This is a genomic window from Paenibacillus sp. EKM212P, assembly GCF_011066115.1.
In the GTDB taxonomy this organism is placed as follows: Bacteria; Bacillota; Bacilli; order Paenibacillales; family Paenibacillaceae; genus Paenibacillus; species Paenibacillus polymyxa_B.
The window spans coordinates 1-16292 of sequence record NZ_JAAMNR010000011.1 but is presented as its reverse complement, the minus strand read 5'-3'; the positions used below and the strand labels follow the sequence as shown (position 1 = coordinate 16292).

18 protein-coding genes and 1 riboswitch are annotated in these 16292 nt (G+C 45.3%); of the genes, 2 read left to right on the top strand and 16 right to left on the bottom strand.

Annotation, left to right across the window (positions count from 1 at the left end):
* Positions 1-43 precede the first annotated feature (43 nt).
* From rsmA to G9G54_RS22920, 5 genes are all read right to left on the bottom strand, one after another.
* On the bottom strand, positions 44-928 hold the full coding sequence (gene rsmA, locus G9G54_RS22940) for a 16S rRNA (adenine(1518)-N(6)/adenine(1519)-N(6))-dimethyltransferase RsmA (protein ID WP_103049272.1): 885 nt from the start codon (positions 926-928) through the stop codon (positions 44-46).
* 7 nt (positions 929-935) lie between these two features.
* Positions 936-1481 (bottom strand): ribonuclease M5, encoded by a 546-nt coding sequence (gene rnmV / locus G9G54_RS22935; protein ID WP_013308117.1) that lies wholly within the window; start codon positions 1479-1481, stop codon positions 936-938.
* A 146-nt stretch (positions 1482-1627) separates the two neighbouring features.
* Positions 1628-2776: a 3D domain-containing protein gene (locus tag G9G54_RS22930; protein WP_023986430.1), complete on the bottom strand. Its 1149-nt coding sequence runs from the start codon at positions 2774-2776 to the stop codon at positions 1628-1630.
* Positions 2777-3047: 271 nt separating this feature from the next.
* Positions 3048-3330, bottom strand: a riboswitch (cyclic di-AMP (ydaO/yuaA leader).
* A 201-nt stretch (positions 3331-3531) separates the two neighbouring features.
* Positions 3532-4302 carry a TatD family hydrolase gene (locus G9G54_RS22925; RefSeq protein WP_013308115.1) on the bottom strand — a complete coding sequence of 257 codons (771 nt, stop codon included), beginning with the start codon at positions 4300-4302 and terminating at the stop codon, positions 3532-3534.
* Positions 4303-4344: 42 nt separating this feature from the next.
* On the bottom strand, positions 4345-5628 hold the full coding sequence (locus G9G54_RS22920; protein ID WP_165179748.1) for an HD domain-containing protein: 1284 nt from the start codon (positions 5626-5628) through the stop codon (positions 4345-4347).
* A gap of 331 nt (positions 5629-5959) precedes the next feature.
* Here G9G54_RS22920 and G9G54_RS22915 point away from each other — a divergent pair, with 331 nt between their 5' ends.
* The gene (locus G9G54_RS22915; protein ID WP_007428005.1) at positions 5960-6214 is read left to right on the top strand and encodes an AbrB/MazE/SpoVT family DNA-binding domain-containing protein; all 255 of its coding nucleotides are present in this window, start codon (positions 5960-5962) and stop codon (positions 6212-6214) included.
* Positions 6215-6338: 124 nt separating this feature from the next.
* Here G9G54_RS22915 and rsmI read toward each other — a convergent pair whose 3' ends face one another.
* The 10 genes from rsmI to G9G54_RS22865 all read right to left on the bottom strand — a co-directional run bounded on the left by rsmI (position 6339) and on the right by G9G54_RS22865 (position 14270).
* The gene (gene rsmI, locus G9G54_RS22910) at positions 6339-7220 is read right to left on the bottom strand and encodes a 16S rRNA (cytidine(1402)-2'-O)-methyltransferase (RefSeq protein ID WP_069290750.1); all 882 of its coding nucleotides are present in this window, start codon (positions 7218-7220) and stop codon (positions 6339-6341) included.
* The gene (locus G9G54_RS22905) at positions 7217-7972 is read right to left on the bottom strand and encodes a tRNA1(Val) (adenine(37)-N6)-methyltransferase (RefSeq protein WP_165179747.1); all 756 of its coding nucleotides are present in this window, start codon (positions 7970-7972) and stop codon (positions 7217-7219) included. The genes rsmI and G9G54_RS22905 overlap by 4 nt, the downstream gene beginning before the upstream one ends.
* A gap of 90 nt (positions 7973-8062) precedes the next feature.
* On the bottom strand, positions 8063-8437 hold the full coding sequence (yabA, locus tag G9G54_RS22900) for a DNA replication initiation control protein YabA (RefSeq protein WP_025722558.1): 375 nt from the start codon (positions 8435-8437) through the stop codon (positions 8063-8065).
* A 27-nt stretch (positions 8438-8464) separates the two neighbouring features.
* Positions 8465-9265, bottom strand: a complete 801-nt coding sequence (locus G9G54_RS22895) for a PSP1 domain-containing protein (RefSeq protein ID WP_013308110.1) — start codon at positions 9263-9265, stop codon at positions 8465-8467.
* 138 nt (positions 9266-9403) lie between these two features.
* A complete protein-coding gene (holB, locus tag G9G54_RS22890; protein ID WP_013308109.1) occupies positions 9404-10399 on the bottom strand; it encodes a DNA polymerase III subunit delta' in 996 nt (331 codons plus the stop codon).
* Between the two features lie 161 nt (positions 10400-10560).
* Positions 10561-11004, bottom strand: coding sequence for a YaaR family protein (locus G9G54_RS22885; protein ID WP_165179746.1), 444 nt, complete (start codon positions 11002-11004; stop codon positions 10561-10563).
* A gap of 197 nt (positions 11005-11201) precedes the next feature.
* Complete coding sequence (locus tag G9G54_RS22880) at positions 11202-11531, bottom strand: cyclic-di-AMP receptor (protein WP_007427998.1); 330 nt, start codon at positions 11529-11531, stop codon at positions 11202-11204.
* A 74-nt stretch (positions 11532-11605) separates the two neighbouring features.
* The gene (gene tmk / locus G9G54_RS22875; protein WP_165179745.1) at positions 11606-12253 is read right to left on the bottom strand and encodes a dTMP kinase; all 648 of its coding nucleotides are present in this window, start codon (positions 12251-12253) and stop codon (positions 11606-11608) included.
* A 103-nt stretch (positions 12254-12356) separates the two neighbouring features.
* Complete coding sequence (locus G9G54_RS22870) at positions 12357-13940, bottom strand: aminotransferase class I/II-fold pyridoxal phosphate-dependent enzyme (protein WP_165179744.1); 1584 nt, start codon at positions 13938-13940, stop codon at positions 12357-12359.
* A gap of 144 nt (positions 13941-14084) precedes the next feature.
* Positions 14085-14270 (bottom strand): sigma factor G inhibitor Gin, encoded by a 186-nt coding sequence (locus G9G54_RS22865; protein ID WP_023986422.1) that lies wholly within the window; start codon positions 14268-14270, stop codon positions 14085-14087.
* Between the two features lie 400 nt (positions 14271-14670).
* On the opposite strand from G9G54_RS22865, the gene G9G54_RS22860 reads away from it, so the two are divergent.
* Positions 14671-15198: a hypothetical protein gene (locus G9G54_RS22860; protein WP_061831832.1), complete on the top strand. Its 528-nt coding sequence runs from the start codon at positions 14671-14673 to the stop codon at positions 15196-15198.
* A gap of 373 nt (positions 15199-15571) precedes the next feature.
* Here the strand turns inward: G9G54_RS22860 and G9G54_RS22855 are convergent, their stop codons facing one another.
* On the bottom strand, positions 15572-15991 hold the full coding sequence (locus tag G9G54_RS22855) for a hypothetical protein (protein ID WP_013308104.1): 420 nt from the start codon (positions 15989-15991) through the stop codon (positions 15572-15574).
* Between the last annotated feature and the right edge of the window lie 301 nt (positions 15992-16292).

Sequence of the window (16292 nt, the reverse complement as noted above, 5' to 3'; positions counted from 1 at the left end):
CCCCTCCTATATCGTATGGGTGAATGCACAGTTTGGTTCCAGCTTAGGATATACCTGCCTCCAACAGCACAGCGCTGAGACGCGCAAATTCCTCAATACTTAGCGTTTCTCCTCGACGGGAGGGTTCAATACCAGCTTGTTGCAACAGCGGCTCCAGCGTGTCCCTGTTCTCTTTGGTGAAGAAACGGCTTTTTAAGTTATTGGAAATGGTTTTACGACGCTGGGCAAAAGCAGCATGAACCACTTCAAAGAAGTGCTTCTCATCCACCACTTCCACCGGAGGGGCTTCCCGTACACGCAGCCGGATGACTGCAGACTCCACATTTGGCTGGGGAATAAATACTGTATTCGGCACAGTGCAGACTAATTCAGGTTCGCTGTAATATTGCACTGCAATGCTCAGACTGCCGTAATCCTTCGTTCCAGGAGACGCAGCCATGCGCTCAGCCACTTCTTTTTGGATCATAACGACGATATTCTCCAGAGGGAGCTTGTCCTCCAGCAGCCTCATCAGAATCGGTGTGGTAACATAGTACGGCAGATTAGCCACGACACTTACTTTACTCACGTCTGCAAAATCGGCTGCGAACACCTCTCGCAAATCCAGCTTCAGCACGTCTCCATGACGTACCTTCACATGCTCGTAAGGGGCCAACACCTCTTCGAGAATTGGCAGCAGCCGCTGGTCAATCTCGACAGCGGTAACTGCCTTGGCCGATTGAGCCAGCTTCTCGGTCAAAGCGCCAATCCCAGGACCGATCTCAAGTGCACCCTTCGTCTCATCCAATCCAGCAGCATTTACAATCTTATTGAGAATATTTTGATCAATCAGGAAATTTTGTCCCAAACTCTTTTTGAACGAAAAACCGTGCCGTTGAATAATTTCCTTCGTACGCCGCGGTGTTGCTATATCTTGAATCCCTGTCATACGGACATCACAATCCTTCACTTTCAATTTGTGCCAGCGCCCCGGCAAATTCCTCGCGGCTGATCTGAAATACAGAGAGCCGTTTATGTAGCTGCTTTCCGTTACAATAACCAATACCCAGCACATTCCCTAAGGCCATACGGCGTGCAGCAGCATTGGGATGGGTGATGAGTCCAGCATCAATCAGGTCCGCCCACTCAATCAGCGGGTCGGCGCCTTCCACTGTCGTATGGACCCGTGCAAGAGCGTGTCTGATCGCTTCTGGTGAGGCATTCTCCACGCCAATATCTCCTTTACGCGTCGCTTCTGCCTCGGGTATAAAGGCCTGCTTGCAGCCGGGTACCTTGGAAGCGATAATCTTACGGATGCGCTCCCCTGCATGATCGGGATCGGTTAAAATGATGACCCCCCGCCGCTCCTGCGCCAATGCAATTTTACGCAGCGTCATTTTATTAATAGCGGAGCCGCCAGTTTCTATCGTATCCGCTTCAACAGCGCGGCGAATGGCCACCGTATCATCCCGGCCCTCTACCACGATCACTTCCTTGATCATTTGCGTTTCCCTCCACTGCTACACAGCAAGCTATATTTATCTTTCCCTGCTTTTGAAAACAAAATAAGAAGAGGATATCCTCTTCTTAGCATGGCATAACTATGTTGTTAATACTATCGCATTGCCCTCAACATACACAACCTGTTTTAGTTGATTTCAGGCTTTACCGGTCCGATAACATATACGGTTTTACCGTGCTTACGACCAAATTGGTTGGCTCGGCTCAAACTCTCATAATACACATCGATTTTGTGGCCTTTAATCGCGCCACCGGTATCCTCCGCACGACGGAAGCCCACCCCTTCGATATACACCCACCAGCCGATTGGAATTACACTCGGATCGACCGCGATGGTGCGTCCTTCCGTGACACGTGCGCCGGATGCAGTACGTGTACCGATACCTGGCTCCTGTGAGGAATACGCCGTCATGGAGACATTTTGTAAAACTTTGCTATATTTAAAATTTACGCCTGCTTTACGGACAGCACTGCCCGAACTAACCGTTGTTGCCTTAACCGCATCATTGGGACCGACGGAAGCAGCAAGAACGACCGGTTTTTTCTTCGTTCCTACCGCAATGACCTTATCCACACGGTTCTGTGCAACTTCCTTGTTAACCAGCTGTTTGGATACCAACTTTCCATCATGATATACCTTTTGAACGTGCTGGACGACCACACCCGATTTGCCGCTTTGAATGACCCGATTATCGCCTTTATAAAGACTCGGATCGGCCGTTTTGATGACCTGATAAGGCACCTGTTTTTTCTGTTCGACCTGCTGTTTCTTCACACGGACGATTTTTATGTCCATGTTAGACGAAACAGAGGCATCCAACGCAGGATAAACTTTATCCGTTGATGATAATTTATAGCCCGAGGTACGAATGGCACCTTCTACTGTATTTTCTGTTGTGTACAGCTTTTTCGTCTCATTGCCTGAAGATACTTTGACTTGATTGGCACGTTTAATGACTACGCGATCGCCATCCTGTATTGCTCCATTTAGCGGCATGGAAACTGTATCATGCGGCTGAAGTGAAATGGAATGCTCGCTCAGCAAATCTTGAAGCTTGGATTCCCGGGTTTCTACCGCAGACGCCTTGCCATCGATGACAAAAAAGACTTGTTTTTTAGATTGCGTGTACATCAGAATTGAAATCATAATCGTTAGCGCGATTAGAAAAATAGCAACCAAAGCAGCCTGGCGCACATTCTCTTGCTTCCAACGCAATACGTAAGACATGCTGGATGAGCGCGACTCATGGGTATCCTTTTTTTGGAAAATGCCCATTTCCTCCGTCCTCCTTACATAGCCCGCCGTCTGGAGTAAGACATAGTTGAGATTTGACGTGACTATAACAGATTTTCTACAAGACAAGCCCAAACTACGACTGTCCTGCACCATGTACCCGTCTTCGCGGCATGCTGTCCTCCCCTGTTTAACCACAGTATGATGACAGATTTTCTTTTATTCACAACAAAAAAAGCCAGAGAAAGAGACTAGAGAGCTCTTTCGTGGCTTCCGGCATGTGTGAATATGCGGGAAAACTCATGCACGAGATGGCTTCTCTCTTGTTACGCTTACGGGGTTAGCTGTCGGGTTCGGACGTAGAGAGTCGCCCTAGCTTGGGTCAACCGCTCATGGCGGTCGCCTTCACATTCACCCCAAAGACCCAGAAAGAAATCGAAATACGGCTCCTCCACCTGTTCAATCCCATCCGGGAAAAGAATTTAGGTCGAGCCGGCTGGCGGAAGAGACGTTCCCTTCTTGCACATACGCCGGACGTACTGTAAGCCATATCGGTTCCCCCGTTCCCTGTAAAAGGGACTCAGCGAGACTGGTTCATGAAATGACTTGTTGATGTTTACATTCAAACAACAATTCACTGAAAAGATGATATCCTGTTTCTATGCATGTTGTAAAGCAGGTTTCAAGTACATTTTTTAAAATATTCGGTTAAAATATTGTAATATTCTCGAGTTTCCTGCAACAAATTCATGATTAGCTTCGTCTATCTCTTTATTTTGATCGATTTCTTCACTTTTTCACTGAATGTCAAATCGTTCCAGGGCATTTCGGGTCGTTATTGACACTAATTCCTCCACTGTAATCCCTTTGATTTGGGCTGCAGCCTCTGCTACCAGTCTCACATGTGCAGACTCATTTCGCTTCCCACGAAACGGATGAGGCGTCAGATAGGGAGCATCAGTTTCAATGAGCAGACGGTCCAGCGGCACCTGTGCGAGCACCTCTTTTGGCTGCTTGGCATTTTTGAACGTTATTGGACCACCGAAGGAAAGGTGAAATCCCATATCCAGCACCATTTTGGCTGTCTCCCAGCTACCCGAAAAGGAGTGCATGACTCCACCAATCTCACTCGCTTTTTCCTCGCGCAAAATCTTAACAATATCTTCATGGGCATCCCGGTTATGAATAACAATAGGCATCTTGAGCTCACGAGCCAGACCAATTTGATTTCGAAACACCCGATGCTGCACATCCTTCGGTGATGTATCCCAATAATAATCCAGACCGATCTCTCCGATGGCTACAACCTTTTTATGACTGCATAACGATGCAATCCATTCTAGATCGCCCTCCTGCATTGTAATAGCATCCTGTGGGTGCCATCCAACTGCCGCATAAATAAAATCATACGTCTCGGCCAATTTCATGGTGGATGGAATGGTCTCACGATTAAATCCGATATTGATCATCCGCGTTACTCCTGATTCGACAGCACGTGCTATAACTTCTTCACGATCTTCGTCAAATTGTGGCGCATCCAAGTGAGTATGAGTGTCGAATAAATCCAAGGTTTACATCTCCTTTTTTTACTTACATTTCTATATAGTTGTCTATTCTTTGACAAAATAATTCCTTATTTCGGCAGGAAGCCTGTCTTTTACCGCGTTCAATTTATTCTGGGGAAAATACATATGATATTTCCCTCGGTGAATACCACTTATTGAGCGCACAATTTCCGAAACTTCGGATATTTCACTCACCTCGCCCTGACGTCCAAGCAGTAAAATCTGGTTGTCCGTCGAGCCACCCTGCCGAAACACATCATAAGGAAGATCTGTCGGAAAATCAATTTCAAAATCATATTCAGGGTGCAAACCAGCCTCTTTCAAAGCTTCTCGAATACTGTCAATGGTATCTGTATCCATATTTTCAATCTCTACATATTTATACAATCTACGGTCCATAAACCGGCTGCTCAAATCACTTAAAATCTCGTCCTTTTCTCGTTTCCACTGGCTAAATACGGTCTGGATTAATGACTCGTCGAGCATCAGATATTGCTCTACTGTAAGATCTCCTTTCAACAGATCCGGCAACGGGTCCAGCAGAAATCCAAACTCATATCCGTTTTTAAACAATTCCTTTGCTCGCTTGAAAATTTTACGTAAAAGGATTTCCGAGCTGCGTGTTACAGGATGAAAATAAATTTGCCAATACATCTGGTAGCGTGACATTAAATAATCTTCTACTGCATGCATACCTGATTCCTTCACAACAATTCTCCCATTATGAGGACGCAGCAGTCGTAAAATACGATCCAAATCAATCGTGCCATAGTTGACGCCTGTCGAGTGAGCATCCCGCAACAAATAATCCATACGATCGGCATCTAGCGGACTGGTTACCAGGTTGACAACAATCGGTTTATCATACGTTTTGGCTATAACCGCAGCCACCTTTTGTGGAAGCTTCTCGTCGACTTGCCGTAGCACGGCGTTGATCTTCGTGTCTCCCAGTACAATGCGGCATGTCCAATCCTCATGGTTCATATGAAAGGCTTCCTCAATTGAATGAGAAAATGGGCCATGCCCCACATCATGCAATAGAGCTGCACACAGAGCAACCAGCCTTTCCTCCTTCGGCCAATCCGGGAAATCTCCACGTTCAAATTGAGAAATAATACTTCTCGTAATCTCATATACGCCCAATGAGTGTGAAAACCGGCTATGCTCGGCTCCATGAAACGTAAGATACGACGTGCCTAACTGCCGTATGCGCCGTAAACGTTGGAACTCCGGCGTGTTGATCAACCGCCATATCACAGTATCCTGAACATGGATGTAATTATGTACCGGGTCTTTAAAAACTTTTTCTTCACTGAGTGGCTGGTGCAAGATATCAGCTCCTTTAATATTCGGAATAATGGATTAAAATACAATAAAATCCTAAATGGTTTCCCTCATTCGACATTATTTGTCGTAATATGTCGAATTATAGTTTTTCGACATTTCCAAATCGACAAACTGAATAAATCATCAATAAGATAAGGCAATACACACAAGTAAAGCTCTTTAATCTAAATACTTTTGCATAATCAGACTGTTACTACATTTTTAAGGTTGACTGTTTTGGGAATCGTTGGTATAGTAAATATCAGAAAAGAGAAAATTTTGTCGAATCATGACACTTATATTATTTTAAACGGCGAGAGGAGCCTGATTTATTATGATGAAATCCACTGGTATTGTAAGAAAAGTTGACGAGCTCGGACGTGTTGTTATTCCAATCGAATTGCGCCGTACCCTGGGAATCGGAGAGAAAGACGCTTTGGAAATTTATGTTGATGGCGAACGCATCATGCTTAAAAAATACGAGCCAGCTTGTATCTTCTGCGGCAATGCTGAGAACGTAATTTACTTCAAAGGAAAAATTGTTTGCCAAGATTGCATTTCTGAAATCCCAACACCTGTGACAAACTGAGAATTTTAGTATATAATAGACTTATCAGATATTGTTAATTCTAACCTTTTTCATATATACTCCTTGTTGCCTTCCACGGTTTCAACCCAACCGTTGGAAGGCCCTTTTTTGTTTAGGCAGATATTCATAAGAGTGCGTTGTAAACATCTCTCTTGGAGATTGAACGATCTGTGGCTGTACGCTTCATTGCATCCTTGCGTGTGAGTCCCTCTGCCTCATAATGTGCGACGTGGGACTCCAAAGATAAAGACTGCCACCATGCCTGACGTTCCTGTTCCTCTTCCTCTTTGTCTTTCCCTTCAACCACCAGACAATATTCACCAATCGGCGGATTCTCCTCTAGTTTAGCAAGGCATTGCTCCACGGTTCCCCGCACCCATTCCTCATGCAGCTTGGTCAGCTCACGCGCAAGCACCACTTTGCGTGAACCTAATGTTTCCTTCAACACCATCAATGTCTTCACAATACGATGAGGCGATTCATAAAAAATAATTGTGCCGTGAGATACCTGAAACGATAGCAACAGCTTCTCTAGGTCCTTTTTCTCCCGTGGTGGAAAGCCAGCGAAGGTGAACCTTTCTGTATCCAGTCCTGAGGCAATTAAAGCCGATAGTGCCGCATTTGCTCCTGGGATAGGAATGACGCTAATTTCCGCTTCCAGTGCCAGTTTGACCAGATCCGAACCAGGGTCAGAAATGGCTGGTAGACCTGCATCGCTAACCAGTGCCAAATTTTTTCCTTCTATTATATATCGTATCAGTTCAGGCCCACTGGCAGCCTTATTATGTTCATGATAACTGAAGAGCATATCCGGTGTAATTTCGAAATGGGTGAGCAGTTTGCGTGTCTGCCGTGTATCTTCGGCAGCGATAATACTACATGACTTTAAGGTGTTAATCGCCCTAAAGGTCATATCGTCCAGATTCCCAATGGGTGTTGCAACAAGATACAACTTTCCCCGTTCTTCTTCGCTGGTACTGAAGCTTTTTTGTACAGCTGCTTTCACACAGAATCCCCCTTGCTTACTTCTCCATAGATATCTCTTATTTCCTGAGTATAATTCCCATTTTCCTGATATACAATGAGCGGAGGCAACAAACGAACCTCCGGTTTACCGTCACGTAATGCTTCAACCAAGACCATATTGGCTTCCATATGAACTCGTGGGTGAACAAAACGTATTCGTTTGGGTTCCAAACTATGTTTACGCATCAAGGTTATAATCTCACACAGCCGCTGCGGGCGATGAACCATAGATACCTTTCCCCCATTACGTACAAGCCGGGTGGATGCCTGAATGACTTCTTCCAGTGTGCAGTTCACTTCATGACGGGCAATTGCCTGGTGAGGATTCAGCTTGATATCGCTACCATTTAGCGGCATATAGGGGGGATTCACGGTAATCGCATCATAAACACCATGTCCCGTGATGTGAACCAGCTCACGTAGGTCCCCTTCCCGAATCTGAATTGCTGCTTCTAATCCATTCAAGCTGACACTACGTCTAGCCATATCTGCCAAACGTGGTTGAATCTCAATTCCTTCAATAGACGCTTTTGTTCGTGTCGTTAGCAACAGCGGGACAACCCCATTGCCAGTACACAAATCCAGAATCTTCCCGCGCTGCGGAATACCGGCAAAACGTGCCAGCAAGACCGCGTCCATCGAGAAGCTGAATACTTCATCACTTTGGATAATGCGCAAATTATGTGAAAGCAGATCATCAATTCGTTCCGACTTCTTTTCATTTTCGTACATAGTGCTCTCCCATCTTTTATAACCAAAATCGCTTTTCACTCATACTTCCTTACAAAAAAGCCGTAGGCATCTTGCTCCTACGGCTTGTTTTTATTTATTCAAAAATGACAGACAGAAGAGGCAATCGCCTTCCGTTCGCAAATGTCCGTAATACACGTTGCATATATGAAATCCTTCATGATACAGCCTCGCTAGATTGTCGTAGCCTTCGCCCACGACCTCACCCGTTTGCCCTTCATCTTTAATGACGATCGGAGGAGGAAGCTTCGGCTTGTTTGCCGTTTTTTCTTCTCCAGAGGTTTCACGTTTGAGCATCTTGCGCACCTGTTCGTTTTCAATCGTTAGTCGTTGATTTTCCTCCAGCAGCTCTTTTACTGCCAGTTTCAATTCACCCAGATCGCTATGCAACTGTCCCATTTGGGTTTCCATTTCGTGAATACGCGCAAAAACATTTAATTTATCCAAGTTTCCACCCCGAAGCAACCTAATGGTTTACTTGACGACTACATCGTCCATTGGAAGTTCCTTGACCTTACTGATCTCAAACAGTTGAACATGCACCGTGCGATGACCTGCATTCACACCTACGACTTTACCTTCTCCCAAAGAGGTGATAACCATCTTACCCACCTGAGGTAGCTCTTCTCGCATGCTTTCGTAGTTATCATGTTCAAACTTGAGACAGCACATCAATCTCCCGCACAACCCGGAAATCTTCGTCGGATTCAGCGACAAACTCTGATCCTTCGCCATCTTAATAGATACCGGCTCAAAATCCCCCAGCCATGAGGAGCAACACAGAATACGTCCACAAGGTCCGATTCCGCCAAGCATTTTAGCCTCATCCCGTACGCCGATCTGCCGCAGCTCGATCCGTGTACGAAAAATACTGGCCAAGTCCTTTACAAGCTCTCGAAAATCTACCCGACCCTCTGCCGTAAAATAAAAAATGATCTTATTTCGGTCAAATGTAAATTCTACATCTACCAGCTTCATTTTAAGGCCATGGTCTTTAATTTTATTTAAACACGTGCCGAATGCATCCTTTGCCGCCAATTTATTCTCTTCTACAACAAGAGCGTCATCATCCCCAGCAATGCGAATGACTTTTTTTAAGGGCAGGACAACATCCGAATCATTTACCTCTTTTTTGCCCACTACAACCTTGCCATATTCAATACCGCGCGCGGTCTCTACAATGACGCAGTTTTCTTTCTCCACTGGAAGGTCCAGCGGATCAAAATAATAAGTCTTGCCCGCCTTCTTGAAACGGACACCCACTACACTATACAAAAATTAACCCCCTTGTATGCCACTAAACCTCATTTGAAGCCGACATTGTACGAATGGCCGCAATTGAAGTCTCACTGTCGCACAAACCGGGAACCTGGCGTCGCGGATTGTGCAGAGTGGAACAAGCGCGCCTTCCTGTTAGCCGGTGATAAAACCGCTTGTATCGGACAACCCAATCAGAAGCTGCTCCACGCATAATTGCCCGTTGACGTGAAACCGGAGCTTCTTCCTGCAATTCGCGGCCAAATCCATATAAGAGACCCATTGTTCCGTGCTGCGGGTGATTGCCAATTTGGAGACGGACTCCAAATGATCTATGAAAACAATGCTTTCGTGCCTTCCGTAACGGAAATGAAGCATATCCTTAAACCACAAATGAAACAGATGAAACAGAATATCCAGGTGTTCAGAAAGTCCAGTTTTAAAAATCTTCTGTTGAGCCAGAATAATAGACGAGCTCCCCCGACTCATGGACTCCTTCACTAATTGTAACACTACGTTTCTAATTTCTGCAAACCAATTCTGCTGGAGAATTTCTCTACATGATTCCAGTCCTGAAGCAATATGAACGACCGACCGGACAAGCCCTGCCGTATAGCCTTCCCCAATTAATGCCTGCATCATCACCTCCGGCTGTAAAGCGTGGAAAGGAACCTGCTGCGTCCGTGATTGAATCGTAGGCAGCAACGCCTGTCCATTTTCAGAAATGAGTATGCCGACCACTGGAATCTGGGGCTCCTCCAGAAATTTAAGTAGGCTATTAGCAGCTTGCACTGTCATGGTATCCGCCTGCCGAATGATATATACCTTCGGATTGGAGCTTTCAGATTTGTAAGAAAATATACGTTGAAGCCCACGAATCTGATCAATTTTAATCGTAGCTCCATCCGGCTCTACAATATGCAAATCTGGATGATTCCCGTGCTCTACCTTGCGGCATGACAAACACTCCCCGCATGCATCATCCGTCTGTCGCTCACAAAATAAAGCCTTAGCAAAGATCTGCGCCATGTTCATCTGCCCGCTTCCCGGCGGCCCGCTAAAAACATAGGCATGGTTGACCGTATGATTCCGTAGTGCACTTTGCAGCATTTTTTTGGCTACATCCTGGCCCATTATATGTTGAAAAGACATTTTTCCTCACTTTCTCCACTGAAAACAACTGTGATCCATCGGCAAATCGTTGTTCTTCCGGGCATGTACATAGTCAAAAATAATCTGCCAGCATGATCAGCAAGCAGATTATTTCTTCGTGGCAACAGCCCGTCTGTATTCATTTATAACATAAGTCTGCATTAAAATGAGAGATTAATTAGCAATCCTCTGATCTCACCGACCCCTTGCAAAAGCTCAATCTTGCCTTGCTCGGTTTCGAGCAGCTCATCCGCCATTTTGAGCAACAGCTCATCCACTTCATCTATCAGCTTATAACGTTTGCTGCGTCCCCGGCGATCCCAGCCCTTCGTGTCCTTCATGGACACGCCTCGCCGAACGGTATCTTCCAAAAACCGTTTAACCAGCATCTTATAGGCCTTCAGCTCACGAATCGTCATTGAACGTGCAAGACGATCTCCCTGCATTTGTATTTCCTTAAAGCGCCGACTCAATTCCTCCTGCGAAGCTTGCTCCCCATTTTGCTGCATAACGTCGGAGAAGCTCTTGGGCTGAATTGGCTTTGCACTCATTTCATTTGTAGACAATGTACTTTGTAAAGGGCGATAGCCCGGATTTATTTTCATATAAACCTGCTTTCTCCCCGGATGCTTCCACTTTCCCCCTTCATGAACAGTTCAATCTAGAACTCAGGGTTTCTTCGGCTTTCCGGGGACTGCGCTGTAGCGCTGCCGTTTTAGTGGATCTGCCCTCACTCTCATCATGTGAGAAGATACAGGCGATTCCCCTATCATATCGGCAGAATAGGCCCTATTGTGTAGATTCAGAAATGCTCGAAACGGTCTACAGGCATCACGAATACCGTCGCTCCACCCACCTGGACTTCAACAGGCAACGGTAAATAGGAATCCGTCGTCCCGCTCATAGGGGTAACGGGTGTGACCAGCTGTTCACGAACCTTGCAACTGCTGCGAATGACGTTCATTAATGAGTCCACCTGATTGTCATCAACACCGATCATAAATGTCGTATTACCAGCACGCAGAAATCCTCCTGTGCTCGCCAATTTAGTAGCACGGAAATTAGCTTTCACCAGTCCGCTGGATAATCTGTTACTGTCCTTATCCTGTACAATCGCAATAATCAGCTTCATCCTGTATTCCTCCTTCAAGTCATATTAGAGACAACCTTGTCCCTAGCTCAATTTTACCGTATATCCTTCGACAATTATATGCTAAAATTCTGAACAAACCGCTTTTTCAGCAAATCCTTCAATACTTGCTCCACCTGCTCTGGCGCCGGAGATGCATCAACAATTGTAATTCGCTCTGGAAATTTGCGAGCCAACTCCAAATATGCCTCTCGCACCTTATGGTGAAACGATATACTCTCCATGTCGAGGCGGTCCATTTCTGGTCCTCGTGACGCATTAATTCTTGCCAATCCCAATTCGGGCTCAATATCCAGATAAAATGTGGCATCCGGCTCCCAATCATCCACCGCGAAGCGATTAATTGAAGCCACCTCTTCAATTCCGATCCCTCTTGCAAATCCTTGATAGACCAAGCTACTATCCACAAAACGATCACATAATACGATAGCTCCCTGTTCAATAGCCGGCTTTACCTTCTCCACCAAATGCTGACGCCGCGCCGCCGCGTATAAAAGTGCTTCTGTTCGAGCATCCATACTGGTATGAGCAGGGTCCAAAATGATAGAACGAATCTTTTCGGAAATTTCGATGCCACCCGGCTCCCTCGTCGTGATGAATGGATAGCCTTCTTCCTCCATAAACTTCGCCAGCCGTTGAATCATAGTTGTTTTACCGGAGCCGTCTCCCCCCTCCAGTGTGATAAAAATGCCTTTGCGATTCATGTTATTCCCTGCTTTCCTGCCTGAAAAATAAAAGTCACCCATAGGCTACGTATGCTTCTTTTATTCAGTCTTCTGTATTTGTTAAGTCTCTAGTATCTAATCTTTATTGTAAACGGAATACCCGAATTGTAAGCATACTTTCATCTGCTACCCCGTGCCACTTGGCTCCCAGCTCACGTAGACGACTCATCCGCAATGCAATCGCTTCTGTAATCGTTTCTCCTGCATATAGCAGTGGAATACCTGGAGGATACGGGATAATCATTTCAGCCGCTACCCTGCCAGCGGATTCGTCTACAGGCACGGTCTCCATCTGATCCGGGCTAATCGGTCGAAGCCCAAACGACACCGGACTAGAGTATCCCTTCATTCTATCATTGTTCCACGTGGAAAAATCTAATTCGAATCTTTGCTGCTCTTTTTCCGTTGCCCCCGGCTCACCAGCCGTCTCCTTAAATCTTATATCATTATTTATATGCACAAGAGCCTGCAACAGGTGACTCGCATCCTTAGCCGTAGAGCCTAACGTAAACAATAAAACAACATGTTTTTCGTCGCTCATCTCTGGAACACATCCGTAAGTCTCCAACTCATGCTTGAGTCCAAATCCATCCAGTATACCCCATGTATCATACAGCACCAATTTAAAAGGATCCTGGGTTGAATATCCGCTTATTCCCTCATCAGCCCTTTCTAGGACCTCAGAGATTCCCCTGTGAGCGTATTCTCCTTCTAGTGCCTGCTGTGTAGGTTCTAGCAAGCGAAAGCGTGGGAGCTGCTCCAGGCCCTTTCTAAAAGCATCTGCCGCCGCTAAGCCCACTGTAAAAGCATCTGTTCCATACGCCTCTATATACCATCTTGCCAAATCCAGTGAAGCCATTAACGGATAAGAAGGGCTAGAGCTCTGCACCATCGCCAAACGCTGACGAAGCAGTTCCCGACGGATTCTCTCTCCCTGCACATGTAACATAGCCCCCATGGTCATGGCTGGAAGCATTTTATGTGTCGACTGGACGACTACATCAGCCCCGCAGGATAGCGCCGAGGCTGGCAAACGAGGATGCAGCCCATAATGGGCACCGTGTGCCTCATCTATCAATAGCGGCACATGGGCTGCATGACAGGCCTTAGCCGTTGCCTTCAGGTCATGCCCCATCCCATAGTAATTAGGTAGTGTAAGTAACACCCCTTTAGCCGAAGGATAGGCCTTCAGTGCAGCTTTTATTGTATCCGTCGTTGGGGCAACCGCTAGCCCGCTTAGTGTATCTATTTCCGGATCTAGGAATACCGCATTAGCCCCTGACAGCATGAGACCGTTCAGGACAGATTTGTGTACATTTCTCTGTACCAGCAGTAGATCTCCCGGCTCCGTACATACAGTTAAAATCATAGCCAAATTACCGACCGTGCTTCCTCCAATTAGCCAAAAGCTCTCTTCAGCACCAAAGCACTTTGCAGCCAGCTCTTGCCCTTCACGAATCACATCTTCTGGGTGATGCAAATCATCCAGTCCAGTAATTTCTGTCGCATCAATAGACATCACTTCTTGCAACAGAGATGCAATATTTTCATGCTCATATACTTGTCCATTTTTATGACCGGGTACATGGAAAGAAGCATTGCCCTGAGTCCGGTAACGTATTAGAGCTTCCATTAATGGTGCATGTACCGCCTTTTTCCCCATCATTCTGCAATCCTTCCAAACAAAGCTTTATATCTACCTTATTTTATCGTAAAATCAAGCGGAATCCTACTTTTACTCACAGAAAAAAAGGCCCGTATCGACAGACCTTGGAATGCCAATCCTTCAAAGACTAATTAGCAAAGGATATTATGCATTTTTCTGTACCCAGATTTGCTTTAGTTGATCAATAAAAAAATGATATTTGGCATCAGTTGCATCCGTGTGCACCATTTCAGCTTCACACGTATCACAGATAAACTCGGAAACGATAAAAATGCCTTCATGCTTGTGCTGCCCGCATATAATACAGCGGTGGCCGCCTTGATCATGCATATCCATCCCACCTTGTTTCTTTTACTATTAGTATGGGGCACTTTCTACTATTTTAAACCTTTTCATAGCCCAGTTCGACGATATACTCTATATATATTCCATCTGGGCCATTATGGTGTTTGTACCCCGTATGTTTAAAAAACAGCCGTCTATGCCGATATAATAAGAAAAGCTCTTATGTATGGATACCCTTTTATCGGAGCCCTTGAACACTTCATCAGTGATAGCTTTTCCAGTAATTATAGAGTAGGCTAGCTAACACCGGATGTCGATCATTCTGTATTTCTACAAAAACGATTAAATGCTTATTTAAAGCGGCATGAGCGAAGTACCGTCCCTTTTTCCGGCTGTGGACGGGAAGCCACTTGTGATGCAGTAGATTAATGAAAGGACTGTTCGCATGACAGAGGAAACCGGAACCAAAGCTACCTACTATCACTACAAGCTCATTAAAAAAATCAGTATACCGCGTCAACTAATATGGAGTCATATCACACTGCCTGTTATTATGCTTCTCTTTCTGCTTCTTGCCTTTTCCTGGACTAGCGTGTTTTTGTTTGCTCTTGCCTTTTTCCTGACCTTATGGGTACACTTCGTAATCTCACGATCTGTCCTATACATCGGTGGCGGAACATCCTTCCGCAAACGCTGGGCATTCCACCGTAAATTACCTTGGCTAGGCTATATGACAGACCAGTACATAGGCTATAGCATCTTTCGTCGTGTACACATACATACCCTCTGGATCGGTATCTGCTTATCAGCCGTATTCATTCTCTGGTCTCCACCAGCCTTTACTGTATCCTTACTCTTCTGGCATCTTTGGCTTATTGCACCGCGTCTATACATCCTCAGTCGGCTTACCGGCGAGAGAAAAGATGGCATGTTGAAGTTTACCGATGAAGATGCCTCATATTATCAACAGTAAATTTAACCACTCATTATCCGTACAGATAGAAAACTCAGGTCTGAACTAACCTACCAACGATCTAGACTGAAGCAATAAAAAAGGAGCAACCTCAAACGGTTACTCCTTTTTTTTGTGACTTAACAATTAAAATCGCTTTATTCTCTTATCAAGTAAACTTTTCCTCATCGTTATCCTCGTTATTCATGTAGAGCATTTGATCAACATGCAAATATATAAAAGGAAGCCACTCCCTACTCAACGGCAGTTCTGAGTGCTTCCCCATATCCGATCTCTTCATTCATCATGATACACAGCATACAATATGCTGAGTTTACTATAAATATAATCTACAATAAATCCTATGCTACTTACTCGGTTGAAAACCGTGTCCCTAATTAAGATCCACGCTTTTGCTCTTCACAACAGCCTTTCTGTCTTTTGGAACCAATACAGTAAAAGAACCATCATGCACAGATAAATGCACCATATGCTTATTTTTCTGAAACACCTTCTGATTCGAGGTGGATAAATTCGGTTCCTCAGTCCAGCCCCAAGCTGCAATCTCTTCTAAATAAGGAGCAGGTAGACTATCACTTTCCTTCAACGCTGGCAGTGCATAGCGAACATAGTCCATGTCCGAATTACTGCTGGCCCGATCGGTTTTACTAGCTTCTTTAGGAACCGGAAACGTCTTCTCGTTGGCAGCACCCTCAAACGATGTCCAAGAAGGCTCCTCTTCCACGCACCCGGTAAGAATCGCGACAGCGACACTGAATAGCACCAATAGAGCAAGCCATTTATTTCGCCGCATGATCTTCCCTCCTTACCAGCCTGATTGACTATACAAAATCCTATGATGGAGTTTGCATAATTCTGCAATAATGCAGCGTGTGTGTATGGGATTCAATACCTATATTATACAGGGTTTACTCCTACATTCCGTAACAAAAATGTTACCTTCCTTTTGTAAGGATATTTCTAAAATATACGTATATGCAAAAAAAGAATCATAATCTCAACGAGATCATGATTCTCTTTACTTGTTGCTTGGCGACGTCCTACTCTCCCAGGACCCTGCGGTCCAAGTACCATCGGCGCTGGAGGGCTTAACG

Coding starts and splice junctions, on each gene's coding strand:
- G9G54_RS22870 (WP_165179744.1), bottom strand. CDS start 13,940: ATGATGGGGAAAAAGGCGGTACATGCACCATTAATGGAAGCTCTAATA.
- G9G54_RS22930 (WP_023986430.1), bottom strand. CDS start 2,776: ATGGGCATTTTCCAAAAAAAGGATACCCATGAGTCGCGCTCATCCAGC.
- G9G54_RS22915 (WP_007428005.1), top strand. CDS start 5,960: ATGATGAAATCCACTGGTATTGTAAGAAAAGTTGACGAGCTCGGACGT.
- tmk (WP_165179745.1), bottom strand. CDS start 12,253: ATGAATCGCAAAGGCATTTTTATCACACTGGAGGGGGGAGACGGCTCC.
- G9G54_RS22905 (WP_165179747.1), bottom strand. CDS start 7,972: ATGTACGAAAATGAAAAGAAGTCGGAACGAATTGATGATCTGCTTTCA.
- rnmV (WP_013308117.1), bottom strand. CDS start 1,481: ATGATCAAGGAAGTGATCGTGGTAGAGGGCCGGGATGATACGGTGGCC.
- G9G54_RS22865 (WP_023986422.1), bottom strand. CDS start 14,270: ATGCATGATCAAGGCGGCCACCGCTGTATTATATGCGGGCAGCACAAG.
- G9G54_RS22855 (WP_013308104.1), bottom strand. CDS start 15,991: ATGCGGCGAAATAAATGGCTTGCTCTATTGGTGCTATTCAGTGTCGCT.
- holB (WP_013308109.1), bottom strand. CDS start 10,399: ATGTCTTTTCAACATATAATGGGCCAGGATGTAGCCAAAAAAATGCTG.
- rsmA (WP_103049272.1), bottom strand. CDS start 928: ATGACAGGGATTCAAGATATAGCAACACCGCGGCGTACGAAGGAAATT.
- G9G54_RS22880 (WP_007427998.1), bottom strand. CDS start 11,531: ATGAAGCTGATTATTGCGATTGTACAGGATAAGGACAGTAACAGATTA.
- G9G54_RS22885 (WP_165179746.1), bottom strand. CDS start 11,004: ATGAAAATAAATCCGGGCTATCGCCCTTTACAAAGTACATTGTCTACA.
- G9G54_RS22860 (WP_061831832.1), top strand. CDS start 14,671: ATGACAGAGGAAACCGGAACCAAAGCTACCTACTATCACTACAAGCTC.